The sequence below is a fragment of the Apibacter sp. B2966 genome, from assembly GCF_011082485.1.
GTDB lineage: Bacteria > Bacteroidota > Bacteroidia > Flavobacteriales > Weeksellaceae > Apibacter.
This window is the reverse complement of the sequence record NZ_CP049714.1, coordinates 2,285,913-2,304,218: the sequence shown is the minus strand read 5'-3', so window position 1 is coordinate 2,304,218 and position 18,306 is coordinate 2,285,913. Positions and strand designations below refer to the sequence as shown.

The window sequence follows — 18,306 nt, the reverse complement described above, 5'->3', positions numbered from 1 at the left end:
TTAGAAAAAATTTAGTTTATATAGTTTAGAATAGTTCAGTCAGTACCAATAAAAAAAGGCAAGCTACCTGCATCACACCGCTACAACCATTTACCTTTGCTGCGTTCCCACCCTGGAGGATTCACAGGAGCTGGTTGTGCAGGACTTGCCGGTGCAAAAGTATAACTTTTTATAAATAATACAAAATTATAAGGCTTTTTTGAATAATATTTTTTCCTAAACCCGAACTTATAAATCAGGATAATTATATTTTGATGTCCGGATTTAAATATGTTAATTCGGTATTGAGCCTTTTTTGCGAAAGTTCCTTACCTAAACTAAATATTCAATCCAGATATCCTCTTACTAACTCAGAAGATTCTTTCTTTGATTAGCCAAGGAGGAACAACGATATTACACGAGGACCTCAGTTTACTTGTAAAGATCCTTTTTATATTGATGGGCAGCAATTGTTTCGAATCAATCCCAACTACTTTGAAACTTTATTCTTTTCTAAAATTAAAATTTAAAAAATAAAGAAAACAGTTATTCTTTTATTGTAAATTATCCTGATGGTAAAATTGGAAAATACTAAGAATTAGTGCATGTCCAACATTATATTTCAACATTTATTGATTCTATAGGAAATAAAATTCTTTATGAATATTTATTAGATTTTGGTACTCCTTATAATATTAAACGTGTTTCCTACGGAGGGAGATCACTTTTCACAGATACATACTATTATATTAATTTTTCGTTAAAATAAAGAAAATATCTTATTAAATCATAAAAAAAGGATTTTGAATACATAAATAAAAAATTTGTATCTCAACTAGTTGTGTTTTCTTCTTACACAGGTGTTTATCAAAAATATCCTATAACACATGATATAATGAGCGTCTACGTATTATTAAAGTGGAAAATGGAGAAGAAAAAAAGTTAAAACCACTTACTTTTAAATTCAATGATTAAAATGATACTAAAATTGTTAAAAGAATAGTATAAACAACGGATTAAAAATAATAATAAATTAACAGCTGGTTGTGGATTTTAAAAAAAACTAATTAAAATATTACTATCATTTGGATTGTATTTATTAATGATGCTCATTACAGTTTTCTTTTCAAAATATATTTATTACAAACCATATAAAATTAATACAGGATATAGTATTATTTCTCCAATAATTTATGCCAAAAAATTATTATATATAATAAGTATCATATTTATATTATTTTATATATGGAGAATATTATTAAAAACAAACTATTTTTATATAATAAATTTAATATTAATTATTACAATTTTAATTACTATGAATTAATACACAAACTTAATATTATAATAATATAATATCATATTTAACATTTACTAAAATAATTAATAAACTAAGATTCTACGATTTTTCGCAAGCGTAAGTAGAGTCTTTGGAGCGGTATTGTCTGATGGGAATTTCTGGCAAGGTGGACTACAGGATTAACAGTATAAGAATTAAATCACGTGGAGTTGTATTCGAGGTCCTAAATAATTAAATAAATTGATATGAAAAAAAAAATACTAATGATTGGACTATTTATTACAATATTATTGTCTGAATTAAAATATCTTGATTTATGTGTTTCAGAAAAATATGTAACCCAATTGGAAGGATTAAACCCAACTGAAAATCAAATTAAAAAAGTAAAAGAGTTGAAAAAAAAAATAGAAATTAATAAAAAGATAGCTCTTTCTATAATTGCTCTTTCATTAGTTTCTATTTATCCCATTTCGTTAATAAAAAAATAAGATAAAGGAAGGAACTTAGCCAAGATGACCAATAGCTTGGGGAGTTGCCGGACAATAAATTAATGGATATAATTCATATGATAAAACTAATATATTTATACACGGAGGAAGTTCTCCGGGTAGTGCAGACTGTATAGACATTATGAGTAATGACTAGAATTTTTCAATTCACTAAGTAATTATAAAATACTGCCATTCCTGTACACGTTAATTTAAATAATATGAATAAATTTTTTAAATGGAAATCATATTTTTAGTAGGATTAAGTGTGATTTTGTTTATTATTATTTTAGCTGAGGTAATTAGTATTTGAACATACCCTGAAGAATACAAAAGAATTTACGAATTTTCTAAGACCCTATAAAACAGATATTTAAAAGTATTTTCAATTATATCTTTTCAGATATTATTGGGATATGTTTTTTAATTTTTTACATTATTTTAAACTTGATATTTATTATAAAAAATATAAGATTTATCAAATTTATTATATTAGTAGTAGAAGTAACTCAATTGATATATATGATATATAATTTTATACATCATATACAACAGCATTTTACCATTAAACTAAAAACTTCTCGCTTTGCGAGGAGTTTTTGTTTTACCGTGCAGCAGCGTTTTTCTGAAAAAAGTCTTTAAACTTTTTATTGGTTAACATTTTTTCCAAAAGCCGAAAAATGGTTTGCTTATCTTCTTCTTTCAGCTGCTGTAAATCTTTACTCTGCGGATAATTGAGGCCAAAAATATTGCAAAATATTATATATTTTACAGTTAGAGCGAAGCTTCAAAAAAGGAGAATTATTATGCAAAGAATGCATTAACAGCAGAATGCGGAATCTTCAAAATATTTTGTCTATCTGTTGGAACTCGCAACTTTAAAGAATACGGAATGTTGCTCGAACAGGTGCAATGTTTTTAAGGACACAACCAAATAGAAACTAATAAAATTTACACACATATACTAAAATCAATAAAAAATTATAAATGATGAATGATGAAAATTTTTGAAAAAAAACGTTTCTGCTGTTGATAAAATTATTTTAAAAAGTTTAAATTAAATTTTAAATACTACTTATAATTATTTCATTCATAAAAATAATTACTATCTTAGCTACATATCAAAATACTAAAAAAAGATGAGCATAAAGTTACGGCTAATTATTCTTGTTTTTCTTCAATATTATATTTGGGGTTCTTGGTTAATATCTTTGGGAGGATATGCCGGATTACCTATAACTGAGGGTGGTTTAGGATTTACCGGAATCCAAATCGGAAGTTTATTTGCAACTATGGGTTTTACTTCTCTATTTATGCCCGGCTTATTGGGTATAGTTGCCGACCGATGGATAAATGCTGAAAAATTATTAGGTATAAGCCATATTCTAGCTGCCATATTTATTTTCATGGCCTCTCAAGTTAAAGAATACCATATATTTTATCTTTTGCTATTCCTGCATACTTGCTTTTATATGCCAACCATATCATTGACTAATTCTGTTTCTTATAATGCTCTTGAAAAAAATGGTTTAAATTCGGTTACCGATTTTCCTCCTATACGAGTTTGGGGAACCATTGGTTTTATTGCAGCTATGTGGACGGTAGATTTCTTAGGTTTTGCCAGAAGTTCTATTCAACTTTTCATTAGTGCGGGAGCCGGAATTATTATGGCCTTATATTCCTTTACGATGCCGGCTACACCACGAAGTAAAAATGTTAATAAGAAAGGATTAATACATGCACTAGGCCTGGATGCCTTTGTTTTATTGAAAAATAGGAAAATGGCTATATTTTTCTTTTTTTGCATGCTGTTAGGTTGTTCACTCCAAATAACCAATGCTTTCGGAGGTCCTTTTTTAGATAGTTTTAAATCCACATATCCCGATTCTTTTGGCGTTAAACACCCTAACTTATTACTATCAATATCACAAATTTCTGAAACTTTATGTATTTTATTAATACCTTTCTTTTTACAAAAATTTGGAATCAAAAAGGTGATTATGATAAGTATGTTTGCATGGTTTCTACGTTTCGGACTGTTTGGATTAGGAAATCCGGCTAATAAAATTTATCTTTTAATTTTATCCATGATTGTTTATGGAATGGCTTTCGATTTTTTCAATATTTCAGGATCTTTGTTTGTAGATAAAGAAACTGATAAGAGTATGCGTTCCAGCGCTCAAGGACTATTTATGATTATGACGAACGGACTAGGTGCTATTTTAGGAAGCTACGGTAGTGGATGGGTGGTTGAGCATTTTACAGTCAATGGCATTACCAACTGGCCATATGTTTGGTTTACTTTTGCAGCTTATTCTCTAACAATTTTTATCATTTTCCCATTTGTGTTTAACCCTAAAAAATCTTCTTAGGAATTAGATATTTTCAAAATGGACTATTAAAAATATTTTTATTTAAGAATAAATTTTTGCGTTTTAGTAAATAACCATCCTATTAAAACGCCGATAAATGCTCCTGAAAGAACATCCAGAGGAAAATGTACTCCTACATATATTCTGCTATAAGATACCAAAATAGCCCAAGAGAATAATAAAATGGATGAATATTTATATTCTTTTTTAAAAAGAAAAGTTAAATAGGTAGCTAAACTAAAAGAATTGGCAGCATGTGCGGAAAAATAGCAATAGGATCCCCTACATTTTTCAATCACTAGCCTAAAAACCCCTTCTAATTCCGGATTTCTACAAGGTCTTGGTCGCTGAATCCAATTCTTAACCAATGAGGATAAAGAATCGGTTAAAGAAATCATTAAAGCAATACTTAAACCGACTAAAAGAACTTTTTTCCATCCATATTTTTCTAAAATAACTAAAAATATAAAAAAATATGTAGGGATCCAATAGTATTCATTAGTTATAAATAACCAAAAAGCATCAAATTTTGGGCTTCCTAAATTATTTAAATATAAAAATAATTCTTCATCCCATTTTATAATTTTATCCATTAACTTCTTTTTACAGGACCATCGAACGTATCATCCATAAAATCATTTAAATGATCAGTAGCCTCATTTACCTTTTTATCCATACTTTTTTTTGCCTCATTTATTTCATCTTCTATTTCTTTAACTGATCCGTTGTCATCAACTTGAGACATGATTTCTCTTTTAATATTATCGGTGGCATCTTTCATGGCACGTACCCCCTGACCTAACCCTCTTGCTATTTCAGGAATCTTATCAGGGCCAAACAATAAGACCACTACTAAAAGTATAACTATAATTTCTCCAAAACTCACAATATCTACATTTATTTTTTACAAATTTACAACTTTCTCATATGTATTGTCCAATTTTAAATGAATTTAACGTATTCGTATTAATTAAATTCTAATAAGTGCTTGTAATAATTATTTTAAATAATAAATGAGAATTTTTATGTGTGAAATATCATTTTAAGCCTAACAATCCTGTAAAATTCAAAATTCACTAACCCTATACATATTGTTTATAAAAAAAGGTCTTGAATTTCAAGACCTTTTTTTATTACAACATAAAATATTTATTTTATAGTGGATACTTTCGTATTTGAATGTTCTTTATCATAATTATATTTAGTTAAATCATAAGATAAAGAAGATGCTATGTATATAGATGAATACATACCAAATGTAAATCCTAAAAATAGTGCAAACATAAACCCTTGTAAAGTTTCACCGCCGAAGAAGAAGATAATAACTGTTACCATAATTGTAGAAACACCCGTATTAATAGTTCTTCCTAAAGTATGATTAATTGCATCGTTATATAATTCCTCTAAAGTCATTAAGTGGTGCGCATTATTTTTCTTATTTTCTCTAATCCTATCAAATACAATTACGGTATCATTAATTGAATAACCGATAATGGTTAAAATAGCAGCAATAAAGGATTGATCTATTTCCACGGAAAAAGGTATGATTTTTAGCCAACTCAACACGGAAAATGCACCCATTACAACTATCGAGTCATGTAATAAGGCTGCAACCGCACCGGTCGACATTTGCCAATTTCTAAATCGTACCAAAATATAAATGAAAATACCAGCTAATGCAATAGATACGGCAATAACTCCATTTCTAACGATCCCACTGGCTACTGTAGGACCCACTTCTGAACTTGATTGAATTCCATAAGGAGTACCTTTTACAAAACTTTCTTTAGAATAATTAGCCGGAAGATAATTTTTTAATCCTGTATATAATTTTTCACGAATTACCACATCAATATTTGGATCATTACTATCCATTCCATATTTAGTAGTTATTCTTACTTGATTACCTTCTCCATATTTTTTAGCATTAATATTCGAAGATTCTCCGTCAGTAGTAAATAATTTTTCTAATGATTCGGTTACTTCTTCCGGATAAATATTTTTTTCCAGTTTAATTACATAAGTTCTTCCTCCCGTGTAATCTACCCCTTTATCAAAACCTTTAGTGAACATGGAAACCAAGGCAATAACCATTATAACCAATGAGAAAATATAAGCATATTTTCTTTTTTCCATCCATTTAAAATGAACATTGGTAAACCAGTTTTTAGTTATGCTTGTAGCTAAAGAAAAGTTTTTACCTTTTTCCATAGATCCATATATAAGCATACTGGTTATAAATATTGCAGTAAATAAGGTACAGAAAATACCTATAACTAAGGTAACCGCAAAACCTTTGATCGGTCCGGTGCTAAATAAAAGCACGATACCCACAATTAATGTAGTTAAGTTACCATCAATAATTGCTGCCAAAGCATGTTTTTGTCCTTCAATAAATGCTTGCTTTAGAGGTCTTCCTCGTCTCAACTCTTCTTTAACTCTTTCAAAAATAATAATGTTAGCATCTACAGCCATTGCCATAGAAAGTACTATACCTGCAATTCCGGGAAGAGTTAAAACAGCACCCGTGGAAGCCATAATACCTATTAAATAAAATAAATTTAATATAAGAGCTATATTCGCGTATAAACCTGCTTTTCCATAGTAAAAAATCATCCATCCTAAAATAAACAAGTAGGAAACAACTATAGATATTAATCCATTGTTTATAGATTGTTGACCCAAAGTTGGACCTACAATTTCTGATTGGATAATTTTTGCTTTTGCCGGTAGATTACCGGATTTTAAAACATCAACCAAATCGTTAGCTTCTCTTTCTGTAAAATTACCGCTAATAACTGATTGACCGTTTGGAATAACTGAATTGACATTAGGAGCAGTATAAACTACATCATCAAGAACAACTGCAATGGGTTTACCAATATTTTTTTCAGTCATATTTTTCCAAACCAAGGCACTTTCCGGTCCCATTTGCATACTTATTTGTATTCTGTTGAATTGGTCGAAAGTTAAACCTGCTTCAGTAACTGCCCCGACTAAAGGAGCTTTGTTATTTTTAGTTCCACGAATGGCATATAATTCTAACTCATTGTTAGATTGGGAATCCGGTTTAGAAGCCCATAATAATTTTATATATCGTAAACCAATCGGTAATAATTTTTTAGCTTTATCTGAATATATAACTTTATTAATTGCTGCTGTATCAGATAATTTAGCAACTGCTAATGCATTGGATCGATTAGACGGTTTCAATAAGGGAGTTAATTTGTTATTAGCAACCTTTAAATTAACATCCATTAGATAGGACCATGCGGTAGGTTGATCATACACTTCCCAAAACTCTAATCTCGCAGATGTCTGAAGTAATTTTTTTACACGATCAGCATCAGTAACTCCCGGTAATTCCACTAATATTCTACCGGTACCGGGTACTCGTGCAATATTGGGTTCATCAATATTTAGTTTTTTGATACGGGCCCTTATAACATCTATTGCTTTAGTAACTTTGGATTCAATAACTCCGGAGATATATTTTTCAACTTGTTCGTCAGTTGTGTTATGTTGAATTTGATTGGATAAATCTCTAGTACCAAAAACATCAGGACTGGATAATTTTAAATCTGGCTGATTTAATTCTGATTTAGCTGTTTGAAATGCTTTAAAAAAATTAGCTGTATAGGTATCCCTGGATTTCACTTCCTCCGAAGTAGCTATATCTAAAGCTTTTCTAAATACCGGATTTTCTGAATTATCTGCCAAATCCAACAATAGATCTTTTTCGGAAATTTCTAATAATAGATTTAATCCGCCTTTAAGATCCAATCCTAACTTCATTTCATTCTTCTTGGCATCATAATAATTCATCTTAACTATTCCGAGATTCAAAGTATCTTTAGCTAATTTATCAAGCTCAGCTTTTTTACTCGCCTCCGTTCCGTTAGATAAACTGTTTGCTTTAGATTCTATACGGTTAACATATAATGTTGGGAATAATTCCGCCAAACATATTAACCCAAGAACAATTGCAAAAAATTTAACAAGTCCTTTTCCTTTCATTGGTAAGTTTTAATTATAAATAATGTATTTTTATTTGGTTTGCAAATATAACAGTCTATTTGATGACTGGCAATTATTTATATATTTTTTTGCTCATTAAAATAAATACTTTCAATAATATGCATAAAATTTTAAAATAAACTTATAAATAAAAAGGGTAAAAATTATTTTTATAAAACCTTGCCGTTTTATATTTGTATTTTAAACAATTATGGAAAAGGAAGAAATTGAAAAAGCAGTTGAAATTTTAAAAAAAGGAGGAACTATTCTGTATCCCACCGATACCATCTGGGGTATTGGATGTGATGCAACCAATGAGGAAGCCATTGAAAAAGTTTTCAAATTAAAAAATAGGGATAAATCTAAAAATTTAATTATTTTAGTAGAATCTGAAAGAAGGCTTCAAGAATATGTTAATGTTTCTTCATTGGCTTGGGATTTGATTGATTTAGCAAACAAGCCATTAACCATAATATATGATAAACCACAAAACTTGCCTGCTTTATTGATTTCTGATGAAAATACTATAGGAATTCGTTTAACGCAGGATCCCTTTTGTAAAAAATTAATTTCAAAACTTAATAAACCCTTGGTGTCGACCTCTGCAAACATCAGTGGTGAACCATCTCCGGAAAATTTTTCATCAATTTCTTGCAAAATTTTGGAAGGTGTGGATTATATAATAAATTTGCGCCACGAAGAAAATATGCAATTTGCATCTTCTTCCATAATACAACTATCTGAGGATGGACGAATTAAAGTAATTAGAGAATAGATACTAAATGAATTTAAGCCACGCAATACAAAATCCTATTTTTAAACTGATAACCCATGTTGTTTCGGACAAAAAACAACAAACTTTTGTTATCGGAGGCTTTGTTCGTGATCTCCTTTTGGAAAGACCGAAAGTTAAAGATATTGATATTGTAACTGAAGGTAGCGGTATTGAATTAGCTTTATCCGTTGCAGATAAACTACATTCCAAACCAAAAGTATCCGTTTTTAAACGTTTTGGTACCGCTATGATCCATGTTAAGGATTATGATGTTGAATTTGTGGGTGCGAGAAAAGAAAGTTATTCTTTTGATAGCCGAAAACCTTTTGTTGAAACGGGTACTATAGAAGATGACCAGAATAGAAGGGATTTTACTATTAACACATTAGCGATAAGCTTAAATGAAGAAAATTTTGGAGAATTGGTCGATCCATTTAATGGATTAGAAGATTTAAAAAGAAAAATCATTCGTACGCCTTTAGATCCTGAAATTACCTATTCAGACGATCCCTTACGAATGATTAGAGCCATACGATTTGCAACTCAGCTAAATTTTACAATTGAATCGTCTTCTTTTCTTGCGATTAAAGAAAATGCTGAACGATTTGATATTTTATCAAAGGAAAGAATTACGGATGAGTTTAATAAAATTATGATGTCTCCTCAACCTAGTATTGGTCTGAAATTGTTATATGAAGCAAATCTTTTACAACGATTTTTACCGGAACTAACCGATTTGCAGGGTATTGAAGAAGTTGAGGGACAAAAACATAAAGATAACTTTTTTCATACTCTTGAAGTAGTTGACAATATTAGTAAAACTACAAACAATTTATGGTTAAGATGGGCTGCTTTATTACATGATATTGGTAAAGCTCGAACTAAAAAATTTGATAAAAAAATAGGTTGGACATTTCATTCTCATGAATTTGTGGGTAGTAAGATGGTACTTTCCCTATTTAAAAGATTAAAATTACCTCTGGGCGAACCTTTAAAATATGTTCAAAAACTAGTTCAGAATAGTTCGCGTCCCATATCACTTATTACAGATGATGCATCGGACAGTGCTTTGAGAAGATTATTATTTGATATGGGTGATGATTTGGAAGATTTATTTTTACTTTGCAAAGCTGACATCACAACAAAGAATATAAAGAAACAAACACGTTTCAAGCAAAATTTTGATTACGTTGAAGAAAAAATAAAGGAAGTAGAAGAAAAAGATAAAATAAGAAATTTTCAACCGCCTATTACCGGACATGATATTATGGAAGCTTTCGAAATTATTGAAGGAAAACAAATTGGTACAATTAAGGAAGCAATCAAAGAAGGTATATTAGAAGGCACTATTACAAACGACTATAAAAACTCATACAACTATATGTTACAATTAGGAAAAAAATTAAATTTAAAACGTAAAAACTAGACTATATGATTTATAAGATTAGAGTAATTCTTGAAACAGAAGGGGACGTTTTTCGAGACATTGAGATTAAGGATTTGCAAACGTTGTGGAATTTATATGAAGGCATTAAAAGTGCTTTTAGTCTACAAGGTGACGAGTTAGCTTCATTTTATAAGTCTGATGATAATTGGACTCAAGGCACAGAAATTCCTTTGGAAGATATGGATGAAGATGGCGAGGGTGAGACCATGTCAGACGTATATATTAAAGAAGTTTTTACAAAAGTCGGAGATAAAATGTTATTTGTTTATGACTTTATGAAAATGTGGTCTTTTTACGTAGAATTGTTAGAAATTATTGATAGAAAAGCGATAGGTGTTTATCCGTTAACGGTGTATCGTTTTGGTAAAATGCCTTTAAAAGCACCTGATAAAAAGTTTACTTCACCATCAAATATTGACGATTTCAGTGATGTGGGTGATGTTGACATGAACATTAAATTTGACGACGATGACGATTCCTATGACGACGATGATGATGATTCGTATAATGATGACGAACTTCTAGACGAGGATGAATTATAGAAACTAAAAAAGGAAATTAAATAAAATTTAATTTCCTTTTTTCTTTTAAATTTATAAATTTTCACATATAAATTTCATATATTAATTTACTAATAATATAGCTTATAAATCGTATTCGTATTTTCTATCTAAAACAAAATCTTCCATAAATTTGGTCGTATAATCTCCCTTCAAGAAATTTGGATCATCCATAAGCTGTCTGTGTAAAGGAATAGTAGTTTTAACCCCCTCAATATAAAATTCATCTAATGCTCTCTTCATTTTAATAATAGCTTCACTTCGTGTAGGAGCTGTTACTATTAATTTAGCAATCATAGAATCATAAAAAGGTGGAATTGTATATCCTGAATAAACATGTGTATCAACTCTTACTCCATTACCTCCGGGAATATTCAAGGTAATTATTTTTCCGGGTGATGGACGAAAATCACTGTAAACATCTTCTGCATTAATTCTACATTCTATGGAGTGTCTTTGCGGATAAAAATTATTTTTAGGAACTTTAGCACCTGCTGCTAACTCTATTTGAAGTTTTAATAAGTCTAAGTCGGTAATTTGTTCAGTGATCGGATGTTCAACTTGAATCCTCGTATTCATTTCCATAAAATAGAAATTTCCATGTTTATCAACTAAGAATTCAATTGTACCTACTCCTTCATATCCTATATATTCTGCTGCTTTTACAGCTGCTTCACCCATTTTTTTACGTAATTCTTCTGAAACAAATGGAGAAGGCGTTTCTTCAGCTAATTTTTGATGACGTCTTTGAACTGAACAATCTCTTTCAGAAAGATGGATAGCCTTACCATATTTATCTCCGGCTATTTGAATTTCAATATGTCTAGGTTCTTCAATAAGCTTTTCCATATACATACCCCCATTCCCAAAAGCAGCTTCGGCTTCTTGAACTGCAGATTCCCAAGAACTTTTAAGGTTTTCCTCTTTCCAGATAGCTCTCATTCCTTTTCCGCCACCTCCGGCTGTTGCTTTAAGCATAACAGGATATCCTATTTCTTTAGCAATTTTAACAGCATCTTCATACGATTTTATTAAACCGTCTGAACCCGGTACAGTGGGAACTCCCGCCTCTTTCATGGTTGCTTTTGCAGAAGCCTTATCTCCCATTCTTTCTATATTTTCAGGAGTACCACCGATGAATTTAATTCCCATCTTTTGACAAGATCTTGAAAAATTAGCATTTTCAGAAAGGAAACCATATCCCGGATGAATAGCGTCTGCGTTAGTAACTTCTGCAGCTGCTAAAATATTCAATTGTTTTAGGTAGGAGTCTTTACTTGATGAAGGTCCAATACATACTGCTTCATCTGCAAATCGTAAATGTAAGCTCTTAGCATCTGCCGTAGAGTAAACAGCAACCGTTTTAATACCCATTTCTTTTGCTGTTCTAAGAATTCGCATAGCGATTTCTCCTCTATTAGCAATCAAAATTTTTTTAAACATACACTTTAACTTTTAATTTTGATTATTTAAGATGGATCTACTAAGAATAAAGGTTGGTCAAATTCAACGGGTGAAGCATCATCAACTAAAAATTTAACAATTTTTCCTGAAACTTCTGATTCTATTTCATTGAATAATTTCATTGCTTCTATCACACAAACTATACTGCCTGCACTAACAGTGTCTCCTATATTAACAAATGCTTCTTTATCAGGGGAAGGTTTTCTGTAGAATGTACCAATCATTGGAGATTTTATAGTTACATACTTAGATGTATCTTCATCGTTCTGGGTAGCTACTGATTGGTTAGTTACAGTTGGCAAAGAAGCTACCGGATGATTTGTCACAGCTTGTATTGGTTGAGAAACTTCCGGTGTATATACTACTGAACCACTTTTGGTTTTAATGGAAATCTCAAATTCTTCTGTCTTATATGTTACTTCTGCAACATCTGATTTAGATACAAATTTAATTAAATTTTGAATGTCTTTAATGTCCATGAGCTAGAGCTTTTATTTAAATTTTCCCAAATGTAAAGGAAATAAATTAATTTTATACAGAAAAAAACCATTTAACTAATAAATTAAATGGTATTATATTTTTAGATTCTAACTAACTTAGATTTACTCTTCAACTTCTTCAACAGCCTTTTCCATAACTACTTTTCCTCTGTAGTATAATTTTCCTTCATGCCAGTATGCACGATGGAACAGGTGCAATTCTCCGGTTGTTGAACATTTAGCTAATTGAGGAACTGACGCTTTATAGTGAGTTCTTCTTTTATCTCTTCTTGTAGATGACTGACGTCTTTTAGGATGTGCCATAATTCTTCCTTAAATATTTTTTTATTTTATATTTTATTCGCCTTCTTCATCAGACAGGCCATACTTTTCAAGTAAATGGGTATGTTCGTCCTCATATCCTTCGGAATATTTAGGATGAACATGTTTCATAGGTATGGATAAAAGCACACTTTCATAAATTAATTGAGACACATTTATACTATGAGAACCTAAAGGTAAAATTAAAACTTCTTCATTACTATCATCATAAGATTCTCCAAACTTAACTAATGTTTTGATTTCATTTTTAACGGCTTGTTCATATTCTTCTCCGGATATATCACATTCTAAAACTACAACACCTTCTGTTTTTACTTTTAATTCTAAAAAAGAAGAATGTTTTATAATTTCAATGTCAACCTCAATTTTAGGACTTTTAAACTCCTGTATGAAATCAAACAATTCAAAAAATGGTTGCTCAATACTCATCTTAAAGCTATGACTTCCAAGCTTTAATGATGAAAATAAAATATCATAATTGCGTAACCTTTCCATAAATATGGTTTGCAAAGTTAAGTATTAGTTATTAAAACTACAAATTTTTAATTTATTTTTAATTGTATGTAAGATATTTAGTTAAACTGCCATATAATGTATATAAAAATAAATTTATCTAATTTATTTATTATTAGTATATATTTATAATTATTCTTTTGAAAATTTATAAATTTGTTAGAGAATAATTATCAATGAAAGATTATGCATTTTATTCAGGGTTAGGTTTTCAACTCATGGTAACCATATTAATTTTCACGGGAATTGGTTATTATCTAGATGAAAAATATCTATCTATGAAACCTTTATTTATAATAATTTTCAGCTTATTAGGAATAGGAATCGGACTCATCAATATCATCCGCCAAGTATCAAGAAAACAAAAATAATATAAATCATATTTTCTTGAGTAGCAAACATTAAAATATGATAAAAATCATACACATGGAATGTGTTTTAAAAATATTTATATTTGCATATACATGAATCAGAAAAATATGATAAAATTTGCATTTAGCTTTTTAGTCTTAATTTTTACCTTTAATTTCACTTTTGCTGAGGGTACTACTAAAAGTAATGATTCAGAAACATTTAATCCTACTGAAACTGCCATGCACCATGTTAAGGATTCTCATCAATTTGAAATATGGGGCGATGATGTCACACTCTATTTACCTGTAATCCTCTGGACTGATAATGGATTAGTACTGTTTTCTTCTAAAGAATTTAAAGGAAATGATGATGGAGAAGTAGTGGTAGAGAAAAAAGGTATGAGATTTATTAAATTTCATGAAAAAATATATTATGCTAATACCAAAAAAAATGCATCGGGGGAATATATAACAGAATCATCCCAAATTGTTCATTTGGACGATCAACATCATCCTATCAATAAAGCTCCTTGGGATTTTTCAATTACTAAAAATATATTTTCTATGTGGCTTTCCCTTGGGATTTTATTAATTGTATTTATTTCAGCAGCAAGATATTATAAATCAAAATCTTATACCGGAGTTCCTAAAGGAGTAGCTGCCGTTGTTGAACCTTTGATTGTATTTGTAAGAGATGAAATAGCTATACCAAATATCGGAGAAAAAAAATATAAAAAATATATGCCTTATTTGTTAACTGTATTTTTCTTTATATGGTTGAACAATGTTATGGGGTTGATTCCATTTTTTCCATTTGGAGCTAATCTGACTGGAAATATAGCTGTTACTTTTACATTGGCTGTTATCACTTTTATAATTACTAATATTAGTGGAAATAAAAATTACTGGAAACATATATTTTGGACTCCCGGCGTACCTGTCCCGATGAAATTATTCTTAGCACCCATTGAAGTTATCGGTATTTTTACCAAACCCTTTTCATTAATGGTTCGATTATTTGCTAATATAACCGCCGGACACATTATTATTATCAGTTTAGTTTCTTTAATTTTTATATTTAAATCTTATTTTGTAGCTCCTGTATCTATAATTGCAGTAGTCTTTATAAGTGTAATTGAAATTTTAGTAACTGCCTTACAAGCATATATATTTACAACTCTTTCTGCACTATATTTCGGTATGGCAACAGAAGATAATCACGAAGAACATTAATTTTTAATATATAGTAAACATGGGAATGTCAGTAATTGGAGCAGGTTTAGCTGCTATTGGAGCAGGAATTGGAATCGGTCTTATCGGTGGAAAAGCGATGGAGGCTATTGCAAGACAACCTGAAGCTCAAGGAAAAATTCAGGCTTCTGCATTAATCTTAGCTGCATTAGTTGAAGCAGTTGCTTTATTTGCAATTGTGGTATCTTTGATTAAATAAGAAGAAAAATAACAGAAAACTCGAAATGATAACGGTTGGTTATTCGAGTTTTCTTTTAATTAGAAAAGCATTTATTTAAACTCTTATCATAAAAAGTTAAAAAAGATATAAAATATGGATTTATTAACTCCTTCAATTGGTTTAATATTTTGGATGACTATTTCCTTTATAGTTTTATTAATAATTTTAGGAAAATATGCCTGGAAACCTATTTTAAAAGCTTTAGAAAATAGAGAAAACTCAATACAGAAATCTTTAGATGAAGCTAAAAATGCACGGGAAGAGATGGCTAAATTAACCTCTCAAAATGAGCAAATCTTAAAAGAAGCTCGTATGGAGCGCGAAGCCATTCTTAAAGAAGCCCGTGAAATTAAAGATAAAATTATCAACGATGCCAAAGATGCTGCTACTGCAGAAAGCAATAAAATTATTCAATCAGCTAAAGAAACCATTAATGCGGAAAGAATATCTGCGATCAATCAAATAAAAAGTGAAGTGGCAGATTTATCCGTTGATATAGCAAAAAAAGTTCTTCAAAAGGAACTATCTTCTCCTGAAGAACAAAAAAAGCTTATTGATTCATTAGTTAACCAAGCAAAATTAAACTAAAATGTCAGTAGTTAGACTTGCTAAGCGCTATGCAACGGGTTTATGGGAGTATGCCCTATCTTTACATGAAAGTGAAACTATCGTTAAAGAAATGAAATCTTTAATTGATATAATCAATCAAAATAAAGATTTTCAATTCTTTTTAAAATCCCCTATAATTGAAACCCATAAAAAAATTAATATTGTAAACGAAATTTTCAAATCCTTCTCTCCTACTTCTCGTAATTTTATTACTTTAGTGGTAAGGCATAAGAGAGAAAATGATTTATTGGAAATAGCACAACAAGTCTTGGAATTATACGATGTATATAATGGCATACAACGCGTAGAAATTATTTCTGCTATACCATTAGATCAAGAAACCGTAAGCAAAATTTTAAATTCATTTCCAAAAATTAACCAAGAAAAAGCAATTATTGAAAATAAAATAGATGCATCTCTTATTGGAGGATATATTATACGTATGGGTGATCAACAAATCGATGCAAGCGTAAAATCCGAACTAACTAATATTCAAAAAAAATTAAGTAATAAAATATTTTAATTTTTTAGCTATAACTTATAAATAAAAAGACCACAATGGCAGATATAAAACCAGCAGAAGTTTCTGCAATTTTAAAACAGCAATTATCAAATTTCGATCAAAATATTTCCTTAGAAGAAGTGGGAACGGTTTTACAGGTTGGAGATGGTATTGCCCGTATATATGGACTAAGTAACGCAGAACAAGGAGAACTTGTAAAGTTTTCCAATGGATTGGAAGGAATGGTTCAAAATTTAGAAGAAGATAATGTAGGGGTAATACTTTTGGGTAAATCCAATGGCATTAAAGAAGGAGATATCGTTAAAAGAACTAAAACGATTGCATCTATCGATGTGGGTGAAGGAATGATAGGAAGAGTTGTCGATACTTTAGGTGCTCCAATAGACGGTAAAGGTCCGATTTCCGGAGAATTATACAGAATGCCTTTGGAAAGAAAAGCACCCGGTGTATTATTTCGCCAACCCGTAAATGAACCTTTGCAAACCGGTATAATAGCTATAGACTCTATGATTCCTATAGGTAGAGGCCAAAGGGAATTAATTATTGGTGACCGTCAGACCGGAAAATCTACAGTAGCCATTGACACTATTCTAAATCAAAAAGAATTTTATGATCAAGGCAAACCCGTATATTGTATTTACGTTGCTATTGCCCAAAAAGCATCTACAGTTGCGCAAATTGTTAAAACATTAGAAGACAAAGGAGCAATGGCTTATACGGTTGTGGTTGCCGCTAACGCTTCTGACCCTGCTCCTATGCAGGTTTATGCTCCATTTGCCGGAGCTTCCATCGGAGAATTTTTACGCGATACCGGTAGATCTGCATTAATTATTTACGATGATCTATCTAAACAAGCAGTTGCTTATCGTGAGGTTTCCTTATTATTAAGAAGACCTCCGGGACGTGAAGCGTATCCGGGTGACGTATTTTATTTGCACTCCCGTTTGTTAGAAAGAGCCGCTAAAATTATTGATAATGATGAGGTTGCTTCAACGATGAACGATTTACCGGAATCTTTAAAAGGTAAAGTTAAAGGAGGCGGATCATTAACAGCTCTACCAATCATTGAAACTCAAGCAGGAGACGTTTCTGCGTATATTCCTACTAATGTAATATCTATTACAGACGGACAAATATTTTTAGAATCGGATTTATTTAATTCCGGGGTAAGACCTGCTATCAACGTTGGTATTTCTGTATCACGTGTAGGTGGAGCTGCTCAGATTAAACCTATGAAAAAGGTATCCGGAACACTTAAGATTGACCAAGCGCAATTCCGCGAATTGGAAGCATTTGCAAAATTTGGTTCCGATTTAGATCCGGCTACTGCCGCTGTTATTGCAAAAGGAGAGAGAAACGTTGAAATATTAAAACAGTCCGTTAACTCACCTATGCCTGTTGAAGAACAAATTGCTATTATATATGCAGGAACTCAAAATTTATTACGTGAAGTTCCTGTCAATAAAGTTCAAGATTTTAAAAGGAATTTAACAGAAACATTACGAACTCAACATGCCGATTTATTAAAAAGTTTAAAAGAAGGTAAAATAGATGATTCCATTACTTCTTCTTTAGATACGATAATAGCCGGGGTTGTAAAAAATTATTCATAAA

At 30.5% G+C, this 18,306-nt stretch carries 19 protein-coding genes and 1 other RNA gene; 11 read left to right on the top strand and 9 right to left on the bottom strand.

Annotation, left to right across the window (positions count from 1 at the left end; translation table 11 throughout):
- Window positions 1-53: 53 nt before the first annotated feature.
- An RNA gene (gene ffs, locus G8C43_RS09860) (signal recognition particle sRNA small type) lies at window positions 54-151 on the bottom strand.
- 1,373 nt (window positions 152-1,524) lie between these two features.
- On the opposite strand from ffs, the gene G8C43_RS09855 reads away from it, so the two are divergent.
- Window positions 1,525-1,767 carry a hypothetical protein gene (locus G8C43_RS09855; RefSeq protein ID WP_166005672.1) on the top strand — a complete coding sequence of 81 codons (243 nt, stop codon included), beginning with the start codon at window positions 1,525-1,527 and terminating at the stop codon, window positions 1,765-1,767.
- A 15-nt stretch (window positions 1,768-1,782) separates the two neighbouring features.
- Here G8C43_RS09855 and G8C43_RS10025 read toward each other — a convergent pair whose 3' ends face one another.
- Complete coding sequence (locus G8C43_RS10025) at window positions 1,783-1,908, bottom strand: hypothetical protein (RefSeq protein ID WP_255490381.1); 126 nt, start codon at window positions 1,906-1,908, stop codon at window positions 1,783-1,785.
- A 998-nt stretch (window positions 1,909-2,906) separates the two neighbouring features.
- On the opposite strand from G8C43_RS10025, the gene G8C43_RS09850 reads away from it, so the two are divergent.
- Window positions 2,907-4,139 carry a nucleoside permease gene (locus tag G8C43_RS09850; RefSeq protein ID WP_166005671.1) on the top strand — a complete coding sequence of 411 codons (1,233 nt, stop codon included), beginning with the start codon at window positions 2,907-2,909 and terminating at the stop codon, window positions 4,137-4,139.
- Between the two features lie 38 nt (window positions 4,140-4,177).
- On the opposite strand, the gene G8C43_RS09845 is transcribed toward G8C43_RS09850, so the two are convergent.
- The 3 genes from G8C43_RS09845 to secD all read right to left on the bottom strand — a co-directional run bounded on the left by G8C43_RS09845 (window position 4,178) and on the right by secD (window position 8,156).
- Complete coding sequence (locus G8C43_RS09845) at window positions 4,178-4,732, bottom strand: phosphatase PAP2 family protein (protein WP_166005670.1); 555 nt, start codon at window positions 4,730-4,732, stop codon at window positions 4,178-4,180.
- Window positions 4,732-5,025, bottom strand: coding sequence for a twin-arginine translocase TatA/TatE family subunit (locus tag G8C43_RS09840; RefSeq protein WP_255490380.1), 294 nt, complete (start codon window positions 5,023-5,025; stop codon window positions 4,732-4,734). The genes G8C43_RS09845 and G8C43_RS09840 overlap by 1 nt, the downstream gene beginning before the upstream one ends.
- 263 nt (window positions 5,026-5,288) lie before the next feature.
- Entirely contained in the window at window positions 5,289-8,156 is a 2,868-nt protein-coding gene (gene secD, locus G8C43_RS09835; protein WP_160566762.1) for a protein translocase subunit SecD, read from the bottom strand.
- 226 nt (window positions 8,157-8,382) lie between these two features.
- Here secD and G8C43_RS09830 point away from each other — a divergent pair, with 226 nt between their 5' ends.
- From G8C43_RS09830 to G8C43_RS09820, 3 genes are read left to right on the top strand one after another with little or no spacing between them, the layout of a single operon-like run.
- Window positions 8,383-8,931, top strand: coding sequence for an L-threonylcarbamoyladenylate synthase (locus G8C43_RS09830; protein WP_160543093.1), 549 nt, complete (start codon window positions 8,383-8,385; stop codon window positions 8,929-8,931).
- Window positions 8,932-8,938: 7 nt separating this feature from the next.
- Entirely contained in the window at window positions 8,939-10,357 is a 1,419-nt protein-coding gene (locus G8C43_RS09825) for a CCA tRNA nucleotidyltransferase (RefSeq protein WP_166005669.1), read from the top strand.
- 5 nt (window positions 10,358-10,362) lie between these two features.
- A complete protein-coding gene (locus tag G8C43_RS09820; RefSeq protein WP_105296984.1) occupies window positions 10,363-10,920 on the top strand; it encodes an IS1096 element passenger TnpR family protein in 558 nt (185 codons plus the stop codon).
- Window positions 10,921-11,022: 102 nt separating this feature from the next.
- Here G8C43_RS09820 and accC read toward each other — a convergent pair whose 3' ends face one another.
- The 4 genes from accC to G8C43_RS09800 all read right to left on the bottom strand — a co-directional run bounded on the left by accC (window position 11,023) and on the right by G8C43_RS09800 (window position 13,718).
- On the bottom strand, window positions 11,023-12,381 hold the full coding sequence (gene accC, locus G8C43_RS09815; RefSeq protein ID WP_166005668.1) for an acetyl-CoA carboxylase biotin carboxylase subunit: 1,359 nt from the start codon (window positions 12,379-12,381) through the stop codon (window positions 11,023-11,025).
- A gap of 26 nt (window positions 12,382-12,407) precedes the next feature.
- Window positions 12,408-12,881 (bottom strand): acetyl-CoA carboxylase biotin carboxyl carrier protein, encoded by a 474-nt coding sequence (gene accB / locus G8C43_RS09810; RefSeq protein ID WP_160543074.1) that lies wholly within the window; start codon window positions 12,879-12,881, stop codon window positions 12,408-12,410.
- 123 nt (window positions 12,882-13,004) lie between these two features.
- Window positions 13,005-13,205, bottom strand: coding sequence for a 50S ribosomal protein L32 (gene rpmF, locus G8C43_RS09805; RefSeq protein WP_055425712.1), 201 nt, complete (start codon window positions 13,203-13,205; stop codon window positions 13,005-13,007).
- A 33-nt stretch (window positions 13,206-13,238) separates the two neighbouring features.
- On the bottom strand, window positions 13,239-13,718 hold the full coding sequence (locus G8C43_RS09800) for a YceD family protein (protein WP_160566773.1): 480 nt from the start codon (window positions 13,716-13,718) through the stop codon (window positions 13,239-13,241).
- Window positions 13,719-13,912: 194 nt separating this feature from the next.
- Here G8C43_RS09800 and G8C43_RS09795 point away from each other — a divergent pair, with 194 nt between their 5' ends.
- The 6 genes from G8C43_RS09795 (at window position 13,913) to atpA (ending at window position 18,305) form a co-directional block, all read left to right on the top strand.
- A complete protein-coding gene (locus G8C43_RS09795) occupies window positions 13,913-14,107 on the top strand; it encodes an AtpZ/AtpI family protein (RefSeq protein WP_105296980.1) in 195 nt (64 codons plus the stop codon).
- Window positions 14,108-14,215: 108 nt separating this feature from the next.
- A complete protein-coding gene (gene atpB, locus G8C43_RS09790; RefSeq protein ID WP_255490379.1) occupies window positions 14,216-15,322 on the top strand; it encodes a F0F1 ATP synthase subunit A in 1,107 nt (368 codons plus the stop codon).
- Between the two features lie 19 nt (window positions 15,323-15,341).
- Window positions 15,342-15,539, top strand: coding sequence for an ATP synthase F0 subunit C (atpE, locus tag G8C43_RS09785; RefSeq protein WP_055425716.1), 198 nt, complete (start codon window positions 15,342-15,344; stop codon window positions 15,537-15,539).
- 114 nt (window positions 15,540-15,653) lie between these two features.
- Window positions 15,654-16,148 carry a F0F1 ATP synthase subunit B gene (locus G8C43_RS09780; protein WP_160543071.1) on the top strand — a complete coding sequence of 165 codons (495 nt, stop codon included), beginning with the start codon at window positions 15,654-15,656 and terminating at the stop codon, window positions 16,146-16,148.
- A 1-nt stretch (window position 16,149) separates the two neighbouring features.
- Complete coding sequence (gene atpH, locus G8C43_RS09775; RefSeq protein ID WP_166005666.1) at window positions 16,150-16,692, top strand: ATP synthase F1 subunit delta; 543 nt, start codon at window positions 16,150-16,152, stop codon at window positions 16,690-16,692.
- A 35-nt stretch (window positions 16,693-16,727) separates the two neighbouring features.
- Entirely contained in the window at window positions 16,728-18,305 is a 1,578-nt protein-coding gene (atpA, locus tag G8C43_RS09770; RefSeq protein ID WP_105296976.1) for a F0F1 ATP synthase subunit alpha, read from the top strand.
- Window position 18,306: the final 1 nt, after the last annotated feature.

Excerpts from the sequence above, each read along its gene's own strand:
- G8C43_RS09855 (WP_166005672.1), top strand. The coding sequence starts at position 1,525 with ATGAAAAAAAAAATACTAATGATTGGACTATTTATTACAATATTATTG.
- G8C43_RS10025 (WP_255490381.1), bottom strand. The coding sequence starts at position 1,908 with ATGTCTATACAGTCTGCACTACCCGGAGAACTTCCTCCGTGTATAAAT.
- G8C43_RS09850 (WP_166005671.1), top strand. The coding sequence starts at position 2,907 with ATGAGCATAAAGTTACGGCTAATTATTCTTGTTTTTCTTCAATATTAT.
- G8C43_RS09845 (WP_166005670.1), bottom strand. The coding sequence starts at position 4,732 with ATGGATAAAATTATAAAATGGGATGAAGAATTATTTTTATATTTAAAT.
- secD (WP_160566762.1), bottom strand. The coding sequence starts at position 8,156 with ATGAAAGGAAAAGGACTTGTTAAATTTTTTGCAATTGTTCTTGGGTTA.
- G8C43_RS09825 (WP_166005669.1), top strand. The coding sequence starts at position 8,939 with ATGAATTTAAGCCACGCAATACAAAATCCTATTTTTAAACTGATAACC.
- G8C43_RS09820 (WP_105296984.1), top strand. The coding sequence starts at position 10,363 with ATGATTTATAAGATTAGAGTAATTCTTGAAACAGAAGGGGACGTTTTT.
- accC (WP_166005668.1), bottom strand. The coding sequence starts at position 12,381 with ATGTTTAAAAAAATTTTGATTGCTAATAGAGGAGAAATCGCTATGCGA.
- accB (WP_160543074.1), bottom strand. The coding sequence starts at position 12,881 with ATGGACATTAAAGACATTCAAAATTTAATTAAATTTGTATCTAAATCA.
- rpmF (WP_055425712.1), bottom strand. The coding sequence starts at position 13,205 with ATGGCACATCCTAAAAGACGTCAGTCATCTACAAGAAGAGATAAAAGA.
- G8C43_RS09800 (WP_160566773.1), bottom strand. The coding sequence starts at position 13,718 with ATGGAAAGGTTACGCAATTATGATATTTTATTTTCATCATTAAAGCTT.
- G8C43_RS09795 (WP_105296980.1), top strand. The coding sequence starts at position 13,913 with ATGAAAGATTATGCATTTTATTCAGGGTTAGGTTTTCAACTCATGGTA.
- atpB (WP_255490379.1), top strand. The coding sequence starts at position 14,216 with ATGATAAAATTTGCATTTAGCTTTTTAGTCTTAATTTTTACCTTTAAT.
- atpE (WP_055425716.1), top strand. The coding sequence starts at position 15,342 with ATGGGAATGTCAGTAATTGGAGCAGGTTTAGCTGCTATTGGAGCAGGA.
- G8C43_RS09780 (WP_160543071.1), top strand. The coding sequence starts at position 15,654 with ATGGATTTATTAACTCCTTCAATTGGTTTAATATTTTGGATGACTATT.
- atpH (WP_166005666.1), top strand. The coding sequence starts at position 16,150 with ATGTCAGTAGTTAGACTTGCTAAGCGCTATGCAACGGGTTTATGGGAG.
- atpA (WP_105296976.1), top strand. The coding sequence starts at position 16,728 with ATGGCAGATATAAAACCAGCAGAAGTTTCTGCAATTTTAAAACAGCAA.